Source organism: Streptococcus oralis, assembly GCF_021497885.1.
GTDB lineage: Bacteria > Bacillota > Bacilli > Lactobacillales > Streptococcaceae > Streptococcus > Streptococcus oralis_BQ.
Genome location: NZ_CP046523.1, coordinates 1,863,551 through 1,882,917 on the forward strand (window position 1 = coordinate 1,863,551; position 19,367 = coordinate 1,882,917).

Consider the following 19,367-nt stretch of genomic DNA (forward strand, 5'->3'; position numbering starts at 1 on the left):
CCTTTGCATCGCGCAAAGGTTCTTCTTTTATGAAACTTGGACCTGAAGCTGGTCAACCAGCTGCCCATCTACCGTCAGATTCAGATAAAAATCTAAGCTTTTATCTCCTGCAAAATACAAGGTTGGTAGCGTTAGCTTTTTTTCAGTCTCGCCAACTTGAAACGCAAGGACTTGAATCTCGTCCCGATAAGCGACACCATGCACACCCGTCCTTGGTTGAATCGAAATCTTAGCTTCTAAAGGACTGCTAGATTCTATGCGCTTCACTGTAAAGTGGACATTTTCTCCCTTGGTCACAGCTAGACTTTTTTCTGAAAACTCTAGTTGCTGAATAGCTTCTTTTCTCAATAAGGTAGGTGTTTTATAGAGTGAAATCTTGGTCAACAAAGGCAAAGCCTGTGCCTCTGTAATGGTCACGCGTATCTTCTGAGCCTCAACGACTGATCCTCGTAAGAGACGTTTGTAGCCAACAGTATAACCAGACCCAAACTCCTGCCAGACACCATCCAACTCTACCTGAACATGAAAAGCAGCGATGCGTTGCCCCAACTTCAAATCTTCTCTTAACTCAATCACATCAAAAGTTTTAGGAGATCCTAAATCGAGCTCTAATTGGATTGGCAACTCTGCATCACTTGCCCAAGAACTAGCCTCCAGTCCATCTGTCAGATGATGACAAGCAAAGTCTGGTGATAGAGCAGGGCCAGATACCTTGGCTCTCAGAGCTAAATCTTCCCTATAGAGTGTGTCACGGTAGGCAGCAAATTCATACAGTCGCCGGATATCCTTTTCGTCAAAGAGGCCGTCTTGATCCGGTGGGATATTAAGCAAGAGTGGAGTTCCCCGCCCTACCGAGTGAAAATAAATCTCTACCAACTCCTCGAGAGACTTCGGGTCCTGATCCTCATGGTAAAACCAGCCCGGCCGAAGAGAAACATCTGCCTCACCGATTGAAAACAGCGTTCCCAAGGGGTCTCCGTGCTGTAGATAATCTAATTCCGCCTCTGTCCCCAACTGGTCTGGCTTGACTTTTTGCCACAAGGGATCCCCTGCGTAGCCTCGTTCATTTCCAATCCAGCGAATACTGGTCTCTTCAGTTGAGAAAATCAAACAATCGCCCTGCAAGTCACGAATGGTTTCAAACCAAGTCTCAAACTCATAGTTGACTTGCTGGACCCCTTCCCCTCGAGCACCATCCATCCACACCTCAGTGAACTTACCGACATTCCCATAGGCAGGATTTGACAAAATTTCCTTCAATTGAGCCAGATAGTAGGCATTGTAGTCCGCTTCTCGGTCCACGTGATAGAGGGAACTGTGAGCATCCCAAGGAGACAAATACACTCCCAAATCCATGTCAAACTCAGTCGCAGCTTGGGAAACCTCAAGGAGCAAGTCCCCCTTTCCATCCCTCCAAGGGCTAGCCTTGACCGAATAATCTGTATGTGCTGTCGGGTAGAGGACAAAACCATCGTGGTGCTTGACCACTAAAATCAGTTTTTTAAAACCCGTTTCTTTGAGTACCCGAACCCATTCACGCGCATCCAACTTGGTCGGGTTAAAACGCATAGGATCCTCTTGCCCACTTCCCCATTCCTGGTCATAAAAGGTATTGGGACCAAAATGGATAAAGGCAGCTAGTTCATCCTCTAAATAATCCAGCTGGGCCTGGCTTGGTAATGGTCCATGCGGTTTTATTTTCGTCATCATCTCACATCTCTTTCTCTTGTTCACAAAGTTATCCACAACTTGTGGATAAGAAAACATGCCTAAAAACTAGCTTTTCCAGACTCCAGCTCTTTGACTTTGAACCTATCACCTTCAGCAAACTCTGCTCAAATCCCAACTGCACTAGGATTTCTACTAGAAAGCTGGCCAGTTACTGGTTGCCAGTACTATTATCAAGAACCCTTTAGGATATTAGCTGAATGTCCTGCTCTCCCCAGACTTATCCACAACTTGTGAATAAACCCTTCTTCCTAGTTGTTACCTCGTTGACTATAACAAAAAATCTAGGTACCGTCAATAAGACAAGGCTGTCTTCCTAAATACTCGGAAAAGATTCTATAATTTGTACAATATACATTTTATGCCATTCAAAAGAAAGGCTTTCAGATAGATTTCATATAATTTTCTAAACGACTTTCAATCACTGCTCCTCTCAATTCCCCGTCAGAACTGAATTAAAATCTGGACATTTCTTCTTAAAATGTGAAATTTAGCATAATCTTTTCAAAAAATATTATATTCTTTTTAGTAGAAGTTTATACATTTATTTCCTCTAATTCCTTTTGCGATCGTATAATAACATAAAATACTACTAAAACCTTGTTTTGTCCGAATTTTTAATCATTTTTTACTGTTGACACGTCCATGAGAATATGATATAACGTAAATGTAAGCGGTACCAAAAAAGTGCCACCGTTAAAAATTTTTAAGGAGGAAAACCATGTCTTCACATCCAATTCAGGTATTCTCAGAAATTGGGAAACTGAAAAAAGTTATGTTGCACCGTCCAGGCAAAGAGTTGGAAAACTTGTTGCCGGACTATCTCGAAAGGCTTCTTTTTGATGACATTCCATTCTTGGAAGATGCTCAAAAAGAACATGACGCATTTGCTCAAGCTCTTCGTGATGAAGGAATTGAGGTCCTTTACCTAGAGCAATTGGCTGCTGAATCATTGACTTCCCCAGAAATCCGCGATCAATTTATCGAGGAATATTTAGACGAAGCCAACATCCGTGGTCGTCAAACCAAGGCGGCTATTCGTGAATTGCTTCACGGTATCAAGGACAACCAAGAATTGGTTGAAAAAACTATGGCAGGGGTTCAAAAAGTTGAATTGCCAGAAATTCCTGAAGAAGCAAAAGGCTTAACTGACTTGGTTGAGTCAGACTATCCATTTGCTATCGACCCAATGCCAAACCTCTACTTCACTCGCGACCCATTTGCAACTATTGGTAATGCCGTATCGCTTAACCACATGTATGCAGATACTCGTAACCGTGAAACTCTTTATGGTAAATACATTTTCAAACACCATCCAATCTATGGTGGAAAAGTAGAATTAGTCTACAACCGTGAAGAAGATACACGTATTGAAGGTGGAGACGAACTCGTTCTTTCTAAAGACGTTCTTGCAGTAGGTATCTCTCAACGTACAGATGCAGCTTCGATTGAAAAACTCTTGGTGAACATCTTCAAGAAAAATGTTGGCTTCAAGAAAGTATTGGCATTTGAATTTGCTAACAACCGTAAATTCATGCACTTGGATACTGTCTTCACCATGGTTGACTACGACAAGTTCACAATTCACCCAGAAATCGAAGGCGATCTTCGTGTGTACTCTGTCACTTATGAAAATGAAAAACTCAAGATTGTTGAAGAAAAAGGTGACTTAGCTGAACTTCTTGCAAAGAACCTCGGCGTAGAAAAAGTTCATTTGATCCGTTGCGGTGGTGGCAATATCGTAGCAGCTGCGCGTGAACAATGGAATGATGGCTCCAACACTTTGACAATCGCACCTGGTGTAGTAGTCGTTTATGCCCGCAATACCATTACCAATAAGATCCTAGAAGAATACGGGCTTCGCTTGATTAAGATTCGCGGAAGCGAATTGGTTCGGGGCCGTGGTGGACCTCGTTGTATGTCTATGCCATTTGAACGTGAAGAAGTATAATCGCTGTTCAGTATTTGTCAATAAAAAATGTAAAAAATAGAAAGAGGAAATAATAGAATGACACATTCAGTATTCCAAGGACGCAGCTTCTTAGCAGAAAAAGACTTTACCCGCGCAGAGTTAGAATACCTTATTGGTCTTTCAGCTCACTTGAAAGATTTGAAAAAACGCAATATCCAACACCACTACCTTGCTGGTAAAAATATCGCCCTCCTGTTTGAAAAAACTTCTACTCGTACACGTGCAGCCTTTACAACTGCAGCTATTGACCTTGGTGCTCATCCAGAATACCTCGGAGCAAATGACATTCAGTTAGGTAAAAAAGAATCTACTGAAGATACTGCTAAAGTATTGGGACGCATGTTTGACGGGATTGAATTCCGCGGTTTCAGCCAACGTATGGTTGAAGAATTGGCAGAATTCTCAGGTGTTCCAGTATGGAATGGTCTAACTGACGAATGGCACCCAACTCAAATGCTCGCTGACTACTTGACTGTTCAAGAAAACTTCGGTCGCTTGGAAGGCTTGACATTGGTATACTGTGGTGATGGACGTAACAACGTTGCCAACAGCTTGCTCGTAACAGGTGCTATCCTTGGTGTTAACGTTCACATCTTCTCACCAAAAGAACTCTTCCCAGAAAAAGAAATCGTTGAATTGGCTGAAGGCTTTGCTAAAGAAAGTGGCGCACACATCCTTATCACCGAAGATGCAGACGAAGCTGTCAAAGGTGCAGATGTACTTTACACAGACGTTTGGGTATCTATGGGTGAAGAGGACAAATTCGCAGAACGCGTTGCACTTTTGAAACCTTACCAAGTCAATATGGACTTAGTGAAAAAAGCAGGCAACGAAAACTTGATCTTCTTGCACTGTTTACCAGCATTCCACGACACTCACACTGTTTATGGTAAAGATGTTGCTGAAAAATTTGGCGTAGAAGAAATGGAAGTAACAGACGAAGTCTTCCGCAGCAAGTATGCTCGTCACTTTGACCAAGCAGAAAACCGTATGCACACTATCAAAGCTGTTATGGCTGCTACTCTTGGAAATCTCTACATTCCTAAAGTATAAAACTTACTCATATACACAACACAGGGGTTGAGACGAAAGCTATGATAGCTTATCAGTTCTAGCGAAAGAAAGCAAGGATTCTTTTTGACAAATTTGCCACCTTACTCTTGTCATCTTCCTGCTTCCTAGTCTCATTCTGATAAACGTCGGCTATGCGTTCAACCCCTTTTACTAGTAGTAATGACTAATTTGTCTTTTGAAAAGACGCTACCTCCACTTCATATTTTATCATCATACCTGCCTGTAGCTCTTGGAGTTCTGTCAGGTTTACCATATTAAAGAAAGGAGAGCTCATGTCTCATAGAAAAATCGTCGTTGCTTTAGGCGGAAATGCCATCCTCTCCACTGACCCATCTGCCCAAGCTCAACAAGCTGCTCTGGTAGAAACAGCTCGTCATCTGGTCAAGTTGATTCAAAACGGAGATGAACTGATCATCACTCACGGAAATGGTCCTCAGGTGGGTAATCTCTTGCTTCAACACTTGATGGCAGATTCGGAAAAAAACCCTGCCTTCCCCCTTGATTCTTTGGTTGCCATGACCGAGGGTAGTATCGGTTTTTGGCTACAATGTGCTCTTGATAACGCATTGCTTGATGTAGGACTCGATAAAAATGTCACTTCTGTTGTTACCCAAGTTATAGTAGACAAAGAAGACCCTGCCTTTATCAATCCAACCAAACCAATCGGTCCATTCTACTCAGAAGAGGATGCCAAAGCTGAGAGCGAAAAAACAGGAGCAACCTTCAAAGAAGATGCTGGTCGTGGCTGGCGTAAAGTAGTAGCTTCACCAAAACCAATCGACATCAAAGAAATCAACAGCATCCGCACCTTGCTCGATAATGGTCAAGTTGTCATCGCAGCAGGTGGAGGAGGTATCCCTGTTGTCAAAAATGAAAACGGTTACTTAAGTGGAGTCGAAGCCGTTATTGATAAAGACTTTGCGTCTCAACGACTAGCAGAACTCGTTGAAGCTGACCTCTTTATCGTCCTTACTGGCGTAGACTATGTCTATGTAAACTACAATAAACCAGACCAAGAAAAACTGGAACACGTTACCGTTAGCCAACTAAAAGAATACATCAAACAAGGACAATTCGCACCGGGTAGCATGCTACCAAAAGTCGAAGCTGCTATCGATTTTGTAACCAACCGCCCAGAAGGCAAGGCTGTTATCACTTCCCTCAGCAATCTAGGCGCCTTGATCGAGTCCGAAAGCGGAACAATTATTGTTAAAGACTAGCCATTTAAACCCAAGTACAAGCTCTAACTAGGAGTACTCAGGTAAACCAACATCATTCGTTTTTATACTTTGTGGCATAGTTTAGGAGGAAAAACAAATGAGTGAAAAAACAAAAAAAAGGTTCCAAATGCCTTCATCTTACACTGTTTTGATCATTATTATTGCTATCATGGCAATCTTGACTTGGATCATTCCAGCAGGTAAGTATGACACGAACGAAGCAGGTGGCCTCATTGCAGGTACCTATCAAACTGTTGACTCTAATCCCCAAGGGATTTACGATATTCTAATGGCTCCGATTCGGGCGATGCTCGGTCACGAACCAACTAAAGCCGCTATTGACGTAGCCTTCTTCATCCTCATGGTTGGAGGATTTCTAGGTGTCGTCAATGCGACAGGCACATTAGATGTTGGTATTGCCTCTATTGTTAAGAAATACAAAGGACGCGAAAAAATGCTGATCCTCATCCTCATGCCCCTCTTTGCACTTGGAGGAACAACTTATGGTATGGGTGAAGAAACCATGGCATTTTATCCACTCCTTGTTCCTGTTATGATGGCTGTTGGTTTTGATAGCATTACTGCCGTTGCCATCATTCTACTAGGTTCCCAAGTTGGCTGTCTTGCCTCTACTCTCAATCCTTTTGCTACTGTTATCGCTTCTGATACCGCAGGTGTGTCATCTATGGACGGGGTTATCCTTCGTATCATCTTCTGGTTTGTTATGACGGGTATTAGTACTTACTTTGTCTACCGCTATGCAGAAAAGATTCAAAAGGATCCCACAAAATCACTTGTCTACTCTCAACGTGAAGAAGACCTTAAACACTTCAATGTCACTGATAACGAAAATGCTCCATCTGTCTTGAACAAGAAACAAAAACATGTTCTTGCCTTGTTCATCTTGACTTTCATCATCATGATCGCCAGCTTTATCCCTTGGGTAGACTTGCACATCACTCTATTTGAAGACTTCAAGAATTGGTTGATTGGTCTTCCTGTTATCGGTGGAGCTATCGGTTCATCTGCTCTACCATTCGGTAGCTGGTACTTCCCAGAAGGGGCGATGCTCTTTGCTGTGATGGGTATTCTTATTGGTGTTGTTTACGGTCTCAAGGAAAGCAAGATTATCTCTACCTTTATGGCTGGTGCAGCAGATCTTCTCACCGTAGCCTTGATTTGTGCAGTAGCTCGTGGTATCCAAGTTATCATGAACGACGGTATGATTACTGCAACTATTCTACACTGGGGTGAAGTCGGACTTCAAGGTCTCTCTTCTCAGGTCTTCATCGTTTTGACCTACCTCTTCTACCTTCCTATGTCATTCCTTATCCCATCTTCATCTGGACTTGCTAGTGCTACAATGGGAATCATGGCACCACTTGGTGAGTTCGTTAACGTAAAACCTAGTCTCATCATCACTGCCTATCAATCTGCATCTGGTGTACTAAACCTTGTCGCTCCAACTTCTGGTATCGTTATGGGGGCTCTCGCGCTCGGCCGTATCAGTCTAGGAACTTGGTGGAAATTTGTTACTAAACTCATTGTCGTTATTGTCATTGTGAGCATACTTCTTCTTATCCTAGGTACCTTCCTACCATTCCTTTAGAACAAAGTATGAGGTAAAACGGATGAATTCATATATCACCGACTCCATTAAACAGAGCTTTTTACAGAGTTTAAAGACTCTTATCTCCTACCCATCTGTTCTCAAAGAAGGAGAAAATGGCACACCTTTTGGACAAGCTATTCAAGACGTTCTAGAAAAGACGCTAGAAATCTGCCGTGAACTTGGCTTTAAAACTTATATTGATCCCAAGGGCTATTATGGTTATGCAGAGGTTGGTGAGGGAGAACTTCTTGCCATCCTCTGTCACTTGGATGTTGTGCCTGCAGGAGATTTGTCAGATTGGCAATCTCCTCCATTTGAAGCAACTATCAGAGAAGGAAAACTCTATGGACGAGGGGCACAAGACGACAAAGGTCCTTCACTGGCAGCTCTCTACGCAGTGAAAAGCTTGCTTGACCAAGGCATCCAATTTAAGAAGCGCGTGCGTTTTATCTTTGGTACGGATGAAGAAACTCTTTGGAGATGTATGGCACGCTACAACGCCCTCGAAGAACAAGCCAGCATGGGATTTGCACCGGATTCGTCATTTCCTTTGACATACGCTGAAAAGGGGCTCCTTCAAGTCAAGCTTCATGGTTCCGGCTCTGATCTTCTCAAGCTCGATGTCGGAGGTGCCTTTAATGTCGTACCAGATAAGGCAAGTTACCAAGGTCCTCTTTATGAAGCGGTTTGTAGAGGTTTGAAGGAAGCAAATTTTGATCACCAAACCACAGAACAAACTGTGACCGTCCTTGGGGTACCTAAGCACGCCAAAGATGCTAGTCAAGGTGTCAATGCAGTCATTCGGCTTGCTAGTTTACTCGCACCTCTCCAACCCCACCCTGCCCTCCATTTTATAGCCGACAAAGCAGGGCAAGATGGTAGAGGGCTTGGAATCTTTGGAGAGGTTACTGATGAACCGTCTGGTTCCCTTTCCTTTAATGTTGCAGGGTTGACCATCAATCCCGATCGCTCCGAAATTCGGATCGACATACGTATACCTGTGCTAGCAGATAAGGAGAAACTGGTGGCACAGCTCACTCAGTGCGCCAAAGACTACCAACTTGACTACCAAGAATTTGACTATCTAGCACCCCTCTATGTCGCAAGAGATAGCCAACTCGTTACTACCCTTATGCAAGTCTACCAAGAAAAAACCGGAGATAAAACTCCTCCTCTCTCATCAGGTGGTGCTACCTTTGCCCGCACCATGCCAAACTGTGTAGCCTTTGGCGCTCTTTTCCCAGGAGCACAACAAACTGAACATCAGGCAAATGAAGCAGCTGTCCTAGACGATCTTTATCACGCTATGGACATCTACGCAGAGGCGGTTTACCGTCTCACAACCTAACCAGATAATCGCTTCTAGCAAAAAAATCCCGCAAATCTGCGGGATTTTCTCTTGCGTCAATGCGCCAACATTTCTTGGGCGATTTCTTGACCAGATAGGTTATCTGGGTAGTAAGTTGGCCAGTTATCCATCTCTTCAAAGAGGGCTTCTTGGCTGGTGCCTCCAAAGAAGATATGGAAATGTTCTGCCTTGACTGGGGCGATATTGTGGTCGCTAAACTGAACATACTTGAACTGTCCAGCGTCCGCATCTGTCGCTTCAAAGAGGAAGCGCACACCACGATTGCCTTTCTTATAAGTCAAGATTTTCTTGCCGACATACTTGTAAGTGAATTTCTTACTTTGGCCACCTTGAACAAATTCCATAGTGTTGTCCGTGATGTTGATCTTGGTCACATCTGTCTGATAGCCTTTTCTATAGTAGGCCTTATACTCATCCTTGGTCATCTTGCCAGTCAACTTAGCCTTGTAGTCAAAGACTTGATCAAAGGTCCCATCCTCAAGGAAAGGATAGACAGATTGCCAGTTACCAACATAGTCACTCAAGGTGCGGTCCTTGACATCTGCATCCTCAAAGTAACCATTGTGAACGGTCTTGGTGTTTTCTTCCTTCTCTGGCTCAATTTCTGGTCCTTCTTGGTCTGTTGTCTGCTTCAAAGCCTTGAGGTTTTTCTCCATCACGGAGATATAGTCCTCACCAGCCTTGGTTGCTTCTTCTGTCAGACTTTCCAGCGGATTGAGCACATCTAGTTTGACACCTGTTTCTTTTGAAAGGGTATTTGCGAGGGCTTGTGAGGCATTTTCTTCAAAGTAGATATAAGAAATCTTGTTTTTCTTGATATACTCTGTCAATTCTGCCAAACGTGCTGCTGATGGTTCTGCATCTGGTGAGAGACCTGAGATGGATACTTGCTTGAGACCGTAGTCCAAGGCAAGGTAGTTAAAGGCAGCGTGCTGGGTCACAAAGCTCTTTTGTTTGACTTGAGACAAGCCATCTGTGTAGGCCTTGTCCAAGGCTTGCAATTTTTCAATATAGGCAGCTGCATTCTTCTCAAAAGTCTCTTTTTTATCAGGATAATCTGCTGACAAGCTATCACGGATGTGTTCTACTAGTTTAATAGCACGAACTGGTGATAACCAAACGTGGGGATCGTAGTCGTGATGGTGATCCTCACCGCCATGATCATGCCCTTCCTCTTCTTCCTCACCACCTGGCAAGAGGAGCATATCACCTGTTGCCTTGATGGTTTTCACTTTTTTCTTATCCAAGGATTCTAGCAATTTTGGAACCCAAGTTTCCATATTTTCATTTTCATAGACAAAGGTATCTGCGTCTTGGATTTTGGCAACTGCCTTAGCAGACGGTTCGTATTCATGGGGTTCTGTACCAGCACCGATTAGAAGTTCTACATTAGCAGCATCTCCTGCGACTTGCTTGGTAAATTCGTAGACAGGGTAAAAGGTTGTCACGATATTTAGCTTCCCATCTGCCTGTTTTTGATTGGAACAAGCCACTAAAAACAGAGCACATAGACTAGCTAGTAGTAAGCTAATTTTTTTCATTTCATTCTCCTATTTGATAAAACGTTTCAGTAGACTGACTAACAAAAAGACAGCTACAAAGATAATGGTGATACTAGCGCTAGCAGGAGTTTCCGCATAGTAGGAAATATAGAGCCCTGCCACCATTCCCAAAAAGCCAATAGCGCTGGCTAATAACATAACGGATTTGAAGTTTTTCCCCAGACGAAGGGCAATACTAGCTGGCAAGACCATAATGGTCGACACCAAAAGAGCTCCTGCTGCTGGAATCATAAGGGCAATAGCCACCCCTGTCACCATGTTAAAGAGGATAGACATGGTACGAACTGGCAAGCCATCCACAAAGGCCGTATCCTCATCAAAAGTCAGGATATACATTGGTCGCAAGAACAAGAAAGTCAAGAGTAAAACGACCGCAGCAATGGCAAAGAGGAAAATCACCTGCTCCTGGCTAATGGTCACAATCGAACCAAAGAGATATTGGTCCAAACTCATGGAACTCGAACTTTTACCCTTACTCATGACAATCAGAGACACTGCAAGTCCTGTCGACATGAGGATGGCAGTCCCGATTTCCATAAAGTTCTTGTAAACCGTACGCAGATACTCCAGAAAGACCGCAGCGATCAAGACAATAGCAATGGTTGAAATAGTTGGAGAAATCCCCAAAACCAGACCAAAGGCTACCCCTGACAGAGAAACGTGACTGAGGGTATCACTCATCAAACTCTGACGACGTAAGATAAGGAAGGTCCCAAGAACTGGAGAAAAGAGACTCATGGCAATGACAGCCAAGAAGGCTCGCTGCATGAAGTCATAAGATAACAAACTAAGCATGTTCCACCTCCTGGTCGCTTTCGTGAACGTTGAAACAACGCCATGGCGAGTCTTGATTGCGCACTAGATGGATATTGCGATCCGCATAGTCCTTGACCTCCTCAGGGTCATGGGTAATCATCAAAACAGCCTTGCCATGATGGTGGGCACTGTGGTGCATGAGTTCGTAAAATTCATTTTTGCTTCCAGCATCCATCCCTGTCGTCGGCTCATCCAAGACAAAGATATCTGGGTCAGAAGCAAACATCCGGGCAATCACTGCTCGTTGCTTTTGCCCTCCCGAAAGGGAACCAATTCGTTTGTCACGATGTTCCCACATACCAACTGAGTCTAAACTGGCCTTGATATGCTCCTCATCGTGAGCATTCAAGCGACGGAACCAGCCCTTTCGAGGATAGCGACCCGACTTGACAAATTCATAAACCGTACTCGGAAAGCCAGCATTAAAACTGGCTATCTGCTGAGGAAGATAGGCTATCCTAAGTTTTTTCCCATGAGTATTTGTCTTTGAGATGGTTACCTTACCAAATCTTGGTTGCAAAATACCTAGACTCGCCTTGATAAGCGTCGTCTTGGCAGCCCCATTTTCACCAGTCAGGGTGACAAACTCCCCACTATCAACACTGTAGTTGATGTGCTCGAGGACAGGTTCCTTGTCATAATAGAAAGACAAGTCCTCTACTGTAATATACCGCATTATTTGATTTCTCCTACTAAAGCAGTTAAAAACCGCTGAATAACTTCTTGTTCATTTGGAGTAAACTGACTTGCCACTTGTTCATAGGCTAAGAGCGTGTGCTCATGATGATGGTGGTGTTCTGCCGCTACTGGTCGAGCTAGCTCTGTCAGTTTATAAAAGATCACACGCGCATCCTTGGGATCTCTGGATGTCTCTAACATGCCCTCTTTGACCAAAGACTTGATAGCCTTGGTCACTGCCGCCTGACTAACGTTAAGACGACGGGCCAACTCCGAGTTGGTTAGGGATTCTTCGGACAAGAGCATGAGGATGTGTTCCTGAGTATTGGTCAAGGCTACGTCACTCGTGCAATGCCCGATCAGAATTTCATGCTGGTTCTCAGATCTCAAGATCACCTCGTTTAAAAAGTTATCGATTTCCTGTGCAAGCTGTCTCATGTGTTACTCCTTCCCTAGCTATCTTTTTCGTAAAAAACATAGATAGTTACCGATTCTTTACTGGTTAATTATATCACAAACCAAAAAAGAGTCAAGGGAAAAAGGCGTAAAAACGTTTCCCTAGACTCTTCTAGATGTAAAATTTAACCTATTTTTGCTTTGGTTTTCGACTCGATAAGATACCCGCCAAACCAGTTACCATTCCCATCAAGAGCAAGAAGACGGACTGTTCGCTTCCTGTATTTGGGAGAGCTTTTTCTGAGACAACTGCCTTCTTGCTAAATTGACCAGCCACCTCATAAGTAAGTGGCACATTCGTAGTCGCATCGCTAGCAGCTGCATTCGTTTGAGGTGTTTCTACCGGCAGACTAAAAGTTGTAGAGTCCACAGAAATCGTCCGTGAGTTCGGATTGATCTTTTCATACTGGGTCAAATCAGCAGTTTTCAGATACTCTTCAAAGGCTGCATCCATAGAAGGACCTTCTTCACGCGCACCACCTAACATCGTGTAGCCATCGCCACCCGCAGCTAAGAAATCATTGGTTGCAAGATAGTAAGTTTTGGCGAGGTCCAGAAGATCATAACGACCAGTTGCACGGTTTTTAACCTGGATGGCCAAGACACGTTTGCCTGATGGTAGGTTGGTATCATAGTAGACCTTCACACCCGAAACTTGCAAGAAGCCACCACTTGGTTCTAACAATGGTTGGCCGTTCTCATCCAAGACCTTCTTGCCATCCTTATCGACCTGCAAGATAGAGCCGAGTGATTTTTCAAACATATCCAAGACTTGTTGCCCCGTCACTTGGATTTGTGAGATGGTATTTCCAAATGGAAGAACGGCAATGACATTTCCTTTAGTGATCGGTTTGCCTTTTGCAATGGTTTCACGCAAGCCACCACCATTTGTCACAGCGATGTCTGTCGGATGGCTAAATCCTGTTTGACCATACTGATAGAGAGAATCTGCTACGACGTTTCCGAGGTTGGTTTCACGGACCCGAACATTTTCACGATCTCCGTTGAGTTCTACAGGGCTGTTTGAAACGACTTCAACAGCATTTTCAGCATCGTATTTTTGTTTAATGTCTTTGACTAGTTTTTCAACTTTTGGATTGGCAGTCAGTTTCTTAGCATCAGCAGCTGCAATCAACGTAGGATTGCCCAAAAGCTGACGTGATTTGTAGATAACTTTCCCAACATTATGAAGGTAGCTTCCTGTTTGGTTATAGGTAACATTGTCTCCATAAGTTGTGGAAGCTACTGTATGAGAGTGACCATCGATTACTGTTACACGTTTCCCTTTCAAACGAGGATTTTTAGACAAGGCTTCTGCCAAGGTTGAACCACGCCACTCGACTGGAGTTGTGGTATCCACACCCAAGTGAGCAAGCACAACATAGTGTTTGTAGTCCTTACCTTCTGCACGCGCCTTGGCTTGAACTTCTTCGATGACCTTATTGACTTCAGAGATTGGATCAGTAAAAGTTACCCCTTTAATGTTTTTAGGGTGGGTTTTTGTAGCAGTTTCAGGTGTTGTCACACCAATCACAACAAACTCATCACCTTCCACAGTCTTATCTTTATCAACGATTGTAGAAGCTTCAAAAAGACGAGCTCCATTGACATAGGTATTCGAGCTAAGTAATGGGAATTTCAAGATTTCCTTGTATTTTTTAACTTCATCAAGACCAAAGTCAAACTCATGGTTTCCTACTGCCATGGCATCATACTGCATCTGATTGAGAATTTCAGCACGCGCTTCACCCTTGGTAGAGTTGGAAATCGGCAAACCTTGGAAAGCGTCTCCCGCATCAACAACCAGAGTATTTTGATTTGATTTCGCACGCTCCTGCTCAATGACAGTCGCTAGTTTAGCATCTCCAATTACTCCCTTTTCCTCTACGATACGACCATGAACATCATTAGTATGTAAGATAACGGTGTCCTTTTCTTCGCTTTTAGTAGATTCAACAGGAGCTGACGGAGCTTCTGCAGATGCAACGGTTGATGGAGTCTCTACCTCATTTGTTGGAGTTGCTGACGTAGCGGGAGTTGCTACAACAGCTGAACTTTCTGCAGGAGTTGTTGCTTCCTCAGCATAGACTTGTCCAGCTAAAAAAGCTGGGGCTAATAGAGCTGTCGACAAGACAGGTAACAAAGAGCGTTTATTCATTTTGAAATCCTTTTCTTTTCTTTTTTCCTTTATATTATACGATATTTCTAGAAAAAATAAAACTTTTGACTGGTTTTTATATAAAACATTCGCTATTTAACCAAAAAACCTGAACCAAACAGTTCAAGTTTTTTTAATCAATTTATTGGAAATCTTTGATATTTCCATCATAGGTCGCCCAGTCCTTGCTAAAGAAGCGGTCATTCATCTTGTAGTCTGGGGCTGGTTTTGGATCCGTCAAGAAGGGATTGACAACCTTATCAAAAGCCAACCAGCCCAACCAACCTAAGTGGATAGTATCCTTGATAAAGTAAGGTTCTCCTCCGTTTTTTGAAAAGTCAGCAATGTTGGTAAAGCCTTGACTTTCTAGCTGGTAACGAATTTTCTCCACTGCATGTTGATACATTTCTTCACTGAGCTCTGTATATTCCATCCATTTCTTGTTGACGGGCTGGATAACAAAGAGCACATTGACTTTTGATTTAGCAAATTGATTGAGAACCAGCTGCAAATCATTGTATTCAGACGACTTTAGGAAGTTATAATTTTTTTGATATCCTTCCCATTTTTTTAAGTCTTTTTTGACCTCTTGCGTGTAGAAGTGATTCTCCATCCCCATATCGTTATTGGTCGTATTTGCTTCTGCATCCTTACGAGCAATTTCTTCTAAAGCGTCATAGGAAAATTGATCAGGAAGATCTTTTAAATAGTTTTCCACATGTTCCTTGTACTTGAGTTTCCCCCGAATGGAAAATTGACCAAAAAGAGAGGACTGCTTTTCATTGAATCGTGCAAAGAGGTTGATGATAAGTCGATCAGCATCTGACAATTCCTCTCCTTTTGAAAGCTTTTGAAGGATGCCTTTCAAGGCCACACTCGGATTCTGCTTCAACAAACGCGTCGCAGCATGCTTAGCCGAAATGTCCTCAGATTGATTTTCCAAAAAAGCTGTCAATTGGTCGCTATTAAAGAATCTCTGAAACGCTGCGGGCTCGTAATCTGTCTCTGTAAACCACTGAGGAGAGATGACAAACACCGCCTGCTTTTCCTCAATTTCTGGCAAGATTTGCTGCAAACCGAAATATTGGTTAAGCGAGGCCGCTCCTGCCTGACCTAGAAAATAAGGGCGATAGGGACGATTGTATTTTTCTGCTAAAACAGCTGGATGGACACTATCAAATCGAATCCATTCACTTGACCCTAAAAAAGGGACAAAACGCATATTGGGATCCGTAAGCGCCCTCACTTTTTGGCTTCTCTCTTTAAAACTTTCCCTACTGATGGAAGCAGCAGAGTACTTCTCCTCCGTCAGATTATGGCTTGTCGTACTTGGATAAAAAAAGATAAGTAGAAGAACCAAAAAAGCTGCAACAAAGATGGGCCCGAAGATCAGCCACAAGCGTTTAAGCATTCTTTAACTCCGTAATACCTTCTACGATTTTATTAGCTGTATTCCAGTCATCACGACCGAACTCCGTCACTGGAACACGAATGTCAAAACGATTTTCAATCTCAACAATCAATTCAACCGTCCCCATGCTATCCAAGACACCGGCATCAAAAAGATCTTCATCCATCATGTCAGAAACATCCTCCATAAACAACTCATCAATAATTTCAATAACTTCTGATTTGATATCCATTTTTTATTTCCTTTTATTTTTTAAACCACAAATCATTCAAAAATCCAGAAAAGATTAAGAATGAAACCATCACGACATGGAAGGTGACAACCATGCCAAGCAACTGAATCCAGCGATTCTCAGGTAAGGAACCCTTCCCAGCTTTTTTCCGTTCTTTATTGAGCGCTTTTTTCTTACGAAGCCAAGCATCATTGATGACCAGCCCAATCCCATGAAAAAGTCCATAGGCGATGTAGTACCAGGTTACACCATGCCAAAAGCCCATAATCAGCATATTGAGGATATAGGCGACACTTGAGGTCATATTGCGATTTTTAAAGACCTTCTTTCTGGTCAACACCATCACCATCCGCATAAAGACAAAGTCACGAAACCAGAAAGACAGACTCATGTGCCAGCGATTCCAAAACTCCTTTAAATCCCTAGACAAAAAGGGCTTATTAAAGTTGACAGGACTATGAATACCCATCAAGTTTGAAATGGCTAAGGCAAACATAGAGTAGCCCGCAAAGTCAAAGAACAGTTCTAAACCGAAGGTGTACATGACCGCTAAAGCGTAGAGGTTAAAGAAACCACCTGTCTGCAAGGCCAAATTTTTCAACGGAGGCAATAATGTCTCTCCTAAAATATGCGCCAAGATAAACTTGTAGAGGAAGCCAAGCATGATATATTTGACAGCCTCTTCTAGCATATCCATCAGCTCATCCCACTCAGGAATGGTCTCGTAATTTTCATTGAAGCGTTTAAAACGATCAATGGGACCACTTGAGAAAGTCGGCATGAAGAGAAGAAAACGTAAGAATTGCCAAATCGTTAAATCCTTGATGACACCGTCTCTCAACTCAACGATAACCCCAACTGAACGAAAGGTCAGGTAAGAAATTCCCAAAAAGCCAAACAAAGATTGAGGGCCATGAATAGCAGGAGATACTTTCACAAAGACGATTGGCAATAGAGATAAAAAGCTAACCAGGTAAAATATCCATTTACTATCCCGTTGTTTCCTGTACCTTTTGTAGAAAAATACAAGAAGTACTTGCCAGATAACATAAAGGATAAGAGCGCTTATTTGATTCGTCTTTCCACCGACCAACATGGTGACGATAAAGAAGAGACTAACAAGCACCTCGTACAAGGCAAAACGTTTCTTGAAAAAAAGACCGATGAAGATAGGTAAAGTCGCAGCAATCACATACAAAAAATAATAAAGATTGCCATAAGGTTCCAAATGAGGTAGCTGTTTGTAAAGCTCCATCATCTATTGTTTACCTCATTGATCAAGCCTTTGATGTCAATCTTACCATTAGGAGTCAGCGGTAGGCTGTCCCGATAAAGGAACTTAGATGGCATCATATAGGACATCATGATATCTGTTAAATCTTCCTTGATAGCCTTGGTAATATCGATATCACGCTCAAACTGCTCACGAACACCATCTTTTAAGATGACATAGGCTAGTAGATTTTGCACCTTGTGGTCTTTGTTATAGCGCGGAACTGCGACAGCTGACTCGATATAACGAGACTTGTTGAGGTTTTGAGAGACATCTTCTAATTCTATGCGGTAACCGTTGAACTTAATCTGGAAGTCCATGCGTCCACCGTAAAGAAGCAAGCCTTCATCTGTCATGGTTCCCACATCGCCTGTGTGATAGGCTGGCAGACCTTCAAACTCAAAGAAGGCTTCTGCTGTTTTTTCAGGATTGTTCATATATCCTTTTGACACAGCTGGCCCAGACACAATGATTTCTCCCTGTTCACCATTTGGCAGTTTATTGCCTTCCTCATCAATGATAAAGGTTGGAGAATCAGCCTTGCTATAGCCGATTGGTAGGCGTTTGAGAGTCGCTAACATCTCGTCTGTCACAGCAACTGCTGATAGGGCCACTGTCGCTTCTGTTGGGCCGTAAGCATTGATAATACGGGCATTGGGGAAATGCTCGCGCAGTTTTTGAGCCGTTTTAACCGTCAATTCTTCGCCATCAAAGTAGAAATGCGTGATGCCAGGCATTTTCTCGCTGTTGAAGTCTTCAGACAACATGGCCATATCTGCAAAGGACGGTGTCGATGTCCAGATAGCGATTGGCAATGAAAAGATGGTCGCAAAGAGTTGCTTAAAGTCCTGGGTAATGGCTGAAGGAAGAGCAAAAAGCGTACCACCTAGTGCCAAGGTTGGCGCCCAATACATGACAGACAGGTCAAAAGAATAAGGTGGCTGAGCCAGCATTTGCGGACGACTCGGTATCGCAAATTCCTGATCCGTAATCATCCAGTTGGTAAAGCTGAGGAGGTTATCATGGGAAATCTGCACTCCCTTTGGCTTACCAGTCGTACCAGAAGTAAAGATGATGTAGTAGTTGTCATCTCCCTTGACTGGATGCGTAATCTCGTAGCTAGAAGCTTGAGCAAAAGCTTCATGAACTTGCTCCAAATTCAGCATCGGTGTGCTAGTTTGCTCTAATGGAAAATCCGAGATGGCAATAATCAAACTTGGCTCTGCAACTTCTACGATAGCAGAAACTCGTTCCAAGGCCGAATGGCTGTCAATTGGAATATAGGCATGCCCCGACTTAGTCAGCGCTACAAAGGTAGCCAACATCTCATACTCCTGACCACCAAAAACGACGACTGGAGATTTCTCAGGCAAGCCAAGTCGATCAATAGCTGCTGCTAAACTATCTGAATCAGCCTTCAGATCACCATAAGTGTGCTCTTGGCCTAAAACATTGTAGACAGGATATGTTGGCTGTGTTTGAGCAAAGTGCTCAATCGTTTCAATCATATCTTTTATCGGTTTATTAGACACGGTTTTTCTTCTCCTTCAAACTAGAACTCATTATAAATAAAGGTTCCTTGACTCTGACCAAGGTAACTAAAAAAATAAAGCAAACCAAGTAAGATTACAAAATATAGGACGGTCTGTCCCAAAAACATATACAATTTTCTGTGTTTTCCCATAGTTAGTGTGTTCAATTTTCTATGATTTTTCAAAAAAGCTATGCAACTATGCATTTACTATCCTATCTTCCTAACATTTTACCATTTTATCAACCTTTTTTTCAACTGTTTACCATAATTCA

The 19,367-nt window shown here is 42.9% G+C and carries 16 protein-coding genes; 5 read left to right on the forward strand and 11 right to left on the reverse strand.

What is annotated here, in order from left to right; translation table 11 throughout:
• Positions 1-27: 27 nt before the first annotated feature.
• A complete protein-coding gene (locus GOM48_RS09390; RefSeq protein WP_235098768.1) occupies positions 28-1,707 on the reverse strand; it encodes an alpha-L-fucosidase in 1,680 nt (559 codons plus the stop codon).
• A 742-nt stretch (positions 1,708-2,449) separates the two neighbouring features.
• Here GOM48_RS09390 and arcA point away from each other — a divergent pair.
• From arcA to GOM48_RS09415, 5 genes are all read left to right on the forward strand, one after another.
• On the forward strand, positions 2,450-3,679 hold the full coding sequence (arcA, locus tag GOM48_RS09395) for an arginine deiminase (protein WP_000094626.1): 1,230 nt from the start codon (positions 2,450-2,452) through the stop codon (positions 3,677-3,679).
• 57 nt (positions 3,680-3,736) lie between these two features.
• Entirely contained in the window at positions 3,737-4,753 is a 1,017-nt protein-coding gene (gene argF, locus GOM48_RS09400; protein WP_000149839.1) for an ornithine carbamoyltransferase, read from the forward strand.
• Positions 4,754-5,046: 293 nt separating this feature from the next.
• The gene (gene arcC, locus GOM48_RS09405) at positions 5,047-5,994 is read left to right on the forward strand and encodes a carbamate kinase (protein ID WP_235097504.1); all 948 of its coding nucleotides are present in this window, start codon (positions 5,047-5,049) and stop codon (positions 5,992-5,994) included.
• Between the two features lie 97 nt (positions 5,995-6,091).
• Positions 6,092-7,603, forward strand: a complete 1,512-nt coding sequence (locus tag GOM48_RS09410) for a YfcC family protein (protein WP_001291839.1) — start codon at positions 6,092-6,094, stop codon at positions 7,601-7,603.
• 22 nt (positions 7,604-7,625) lie between these two features.
• The gene (locus GOM48_RS09415) at positions 7,626-8,954 is read left to right on the forward strand and encodes a dipeptidase (protein WP_235097506.1); all 1,329 of its coding nucleotides are present in this window, start codon (positions 7,626-7,628) and stop codon (positions 8,952-8,954) included.
• Between the two features lie 56 nt (positions 8,955-9,010).
• On the opposite strand, the gene GOM48_RS09420 is transcribed toward GOM48_RS09415, so the two are convergent.
• The 10 genes from GOM48_RS09420 to GOM48_RS09465 form a co-directional block, all read right to left on the reverse strand.
• The gene (locus GOM48_RS09420) at positions 9,011-10,516 is read right to left on the reverse strand and encodes a zinc ABC transporter substrate-binding protein AdcA (RefSeq protein ID WP_235097509.1); all 1,506 of its coding nucleotides are present in this window, start codon (positions 10,514-10,516) and stop codon (positions 9,011-9,013) included.
• Between the two features lie 9 nt (positions 10,517-10,525).
• Positions 10,526-11,332 carry a metal ABC transporter permease gene (locus GOM48_RS09425; protein WP_000950023.1) on the reverse strand — a complete coding sequence of 269 codons (807 nt, stop codon included), beginning with the start codon at positions 11,330-11,332 and terminating at the stop codon, positions 10,526-10,528.
• Positions 11,325-12,029 carry a metal ABC transporter ATP-binding protein gene (locus tag GOM48_RS09430; RefSeq protein WP_001269483.1) on the reverse strand — a complete coding sequence of 235 codons (705 nt, stop codon included), beginning with the start codon at positions 12,027-12,029 and terminating at the stop codon, positions 11,325-11,327. The genes GOM48_RS09425 and GOM48_RS09430 overlap by 8 nt, the downstream gene beginning before the upstream one ends.
• The gene (adcR, locus tag GOM48_RS09435) at positions 12,029-12,469 is read right to left on the reverse strand and encodes a zinc-dependent transcriptional regulator AdcR (protein ID WP_235097510.1); all 441 of its coding nucleotides are present in this window, start codon (positions 12,467-12,469) and stop codon (positions 12,029-12,031) included. The genes GOM48_RS09430 and adcR overlap by 1 nt, the downstream gene beginning before the upstream one ends.
• A 148-nt stretch (positions 12,470-12,617) precedes the next feature.
• The gene (nt5e, locus tag GOM48_RS09440) at positions 12,618-14,645 is read right to left on the reverse strand and encodes a cell surface ecto-5'-nucleotidase Nt5e (RefSeq protein WP_235097513.1); all 2,028 of its coding nucleotides are present in this window, start codon (positions 14,643-14,645) and stop codon (positions 12,618-12,620) included.
• Between the two features lie 142 nt (positions 14,646-14,787).
• Positions 14,788-16,056, reverse strand: a complete 1,269-nt coding sequence (gene dltD, locus GOM48_RS09445) for a D-alanyl-lipoteichoic acid biosynthesis protein DltD (protein ID WP_235097515.1) — start codon at positions 16,054-16,056, stop codon at positions 14,788-14,790.
• Positions 16,049-16,288, reverse strand: a complete 240-nt coding sequence (dltC, locus tag GOM48_RS09450) for a D-alanine--poly(phosphoribitol) ligase subunit DltC (protein ID WP_000351972.1) — start codon at positions 16,286-16,288, stop codon at positions 16,049-16,051. Before dltC ends, dltD begins: the two co-directional genes overlap by 8 nt.
• Positions 16,289-16,301: 13 nt before the next feature.
• A complete protein-coding gene (dltB, locus tag GOM48_RS09455; protein ID WP_235097516.1) occupies positions 16,302-17,546 on the reverse strand; it encodes a D-alanyl-lipoteichoic acid biosynthesis protein DltB in 1,245 nt (414 codons plus the stop codon).
• Complete coding sequence (gene dltA / locus GOM48_RS09460) at positions 17,543-19,093, reverse strand: D-alanine--poly(phosphoribitol) ligase subunit DltA (protein ID WP_235097518.1); 1,551 nt, start codon at positions 19,091-19,093, stop codon at positions 17,543-17,545. The genes dltB and dltA overlap by 4 nt, the downstream gene beginning before the upstream one ends.
• A 20-nt stretch (positions 19,094-19,113) precedes the next feature.
• On the reverse strand, positions 19,114-19,245 hold the full coding sequence (locus GOM48_RS09465; protein ID WP_025168981.1) for a teichoic acid D-Ala incorporation-associated protein DltX: 132 nt from the start codon (positions 19,243-19,245) through the stop codon (positions 19,114-19,116).
• Positions 19,246-19,367 lie beyond the last annotated feature (122 nt).

What these genes read in the sequence shown, in the direction of transcription:
- GOM48_RS09390 (WP_235098768.1), bottom strand. Translation starts at nt 1,707, where the DNA reads ATGACGAAAATAAAACCGCATGGACCATTACCAAGCCAGGCCCAGCTG.
- arcA (WP_000094626.1), top strand. Translation starts at nt 2,450, where the DNA reads ATGTCTTCACATCCAATTCAGGTATTCTCAGAAATTGGGAAACTGAAA.
- argF (WP_000149839.1), top strand. Translation starts at nt 3,737, where the DNA reads ATGACACATTCAGTATTCCAAGGACGCAGCTTCTTAGCAGAAAAAGAC.
- arcC (WP_235097504.1), top strand. Translation starts at nt 5,047, where the DNA reads ATGTCTCATAGAAAAATCGTCGTTGCTTTAGGCGGAAATGCCATCCTC.
- GOM48_RS09410 (WP_001291839.1), top strand. Translation starts at nt 6,092, where the DNA reads ATGAGTGAAAAAACAAAAAAAAGGTTCCAAATGCCTTCATCTTACACT.
- GOM48_RS09415 (WP_235097506.1), top strand. Translation starts at nt 7,626, where the DNA reads ATGAATTCATATATCACCGACTCCATTAAACAGAGCTTTTTACAGAGT.
- GOM48_RS09420 (WP_235097509.1), bottom strand. Translation starts at nt 10,516, where the DNA reads ATGAAAAAAATTAGCTTACTACTAGCTAGTCTATGTGCTCTGTTTTTA.
- GOM48_RS09425 (WP_000950023.1), bottom strand. Translation starts at nt 11,332, where the DNA reads ATGCTTAGTTTGTTATCTTATGACTTCATGCAGCGAGCCTTCTTGGCT.
- GOM48_RS09430 (WP_001269483.1), bottom strand. Translation starts at nt 12,029, where the DNA reads ATGCGGTATATTACAGTAGAGGACTTGTCTTTCTATTATGACAAGGAA.
- adcR (WP_235097510.1), bottom strand. Translation starts at nt 12,469, where the DNA reads ATGAGACAGCTTGCACAGGAAATCGATAACTTTTTAAACGAGGTGATC.
- nt5e (WP_235097513.1), bottom strand. Translation starts at nt 14,645, where the DNA reads ATGAATAAACGCTCTTTGTTACCTGTCTTGTCGACAGCTCTATTAGCC.
- dltD (WP_235097515.1), bottom strand. Translation starts at nt 16,056, where the DNA reads ATGCTTAAACGCTTGTGGCTGATCTTCGGGCCCATCTTTGTTGCAGCT.
- dltC (WP_000351972.1), bottom strand. Translation starts at nt 16,288, where the DNA reads ATGGATATCAAATCAGAAGTTATTGAAATTATTGATGAGTTGTTTATG.
- dltB (WP_235097516.1), bottom strand. Translation starts at nt 17,546, where the DNA reads ATGATGGAGCTTTACAAACAGCTACCTCATTTGGAACCTTATGGCAAT.
- GOM48_RS09465 (WP_025168981.1), bottom strand. Translation starts at nt 19,245, where the DNA reads ATGGGAAAACACAGAAAATTGTATATGTTTTTGGGACAGACCGTCCTA.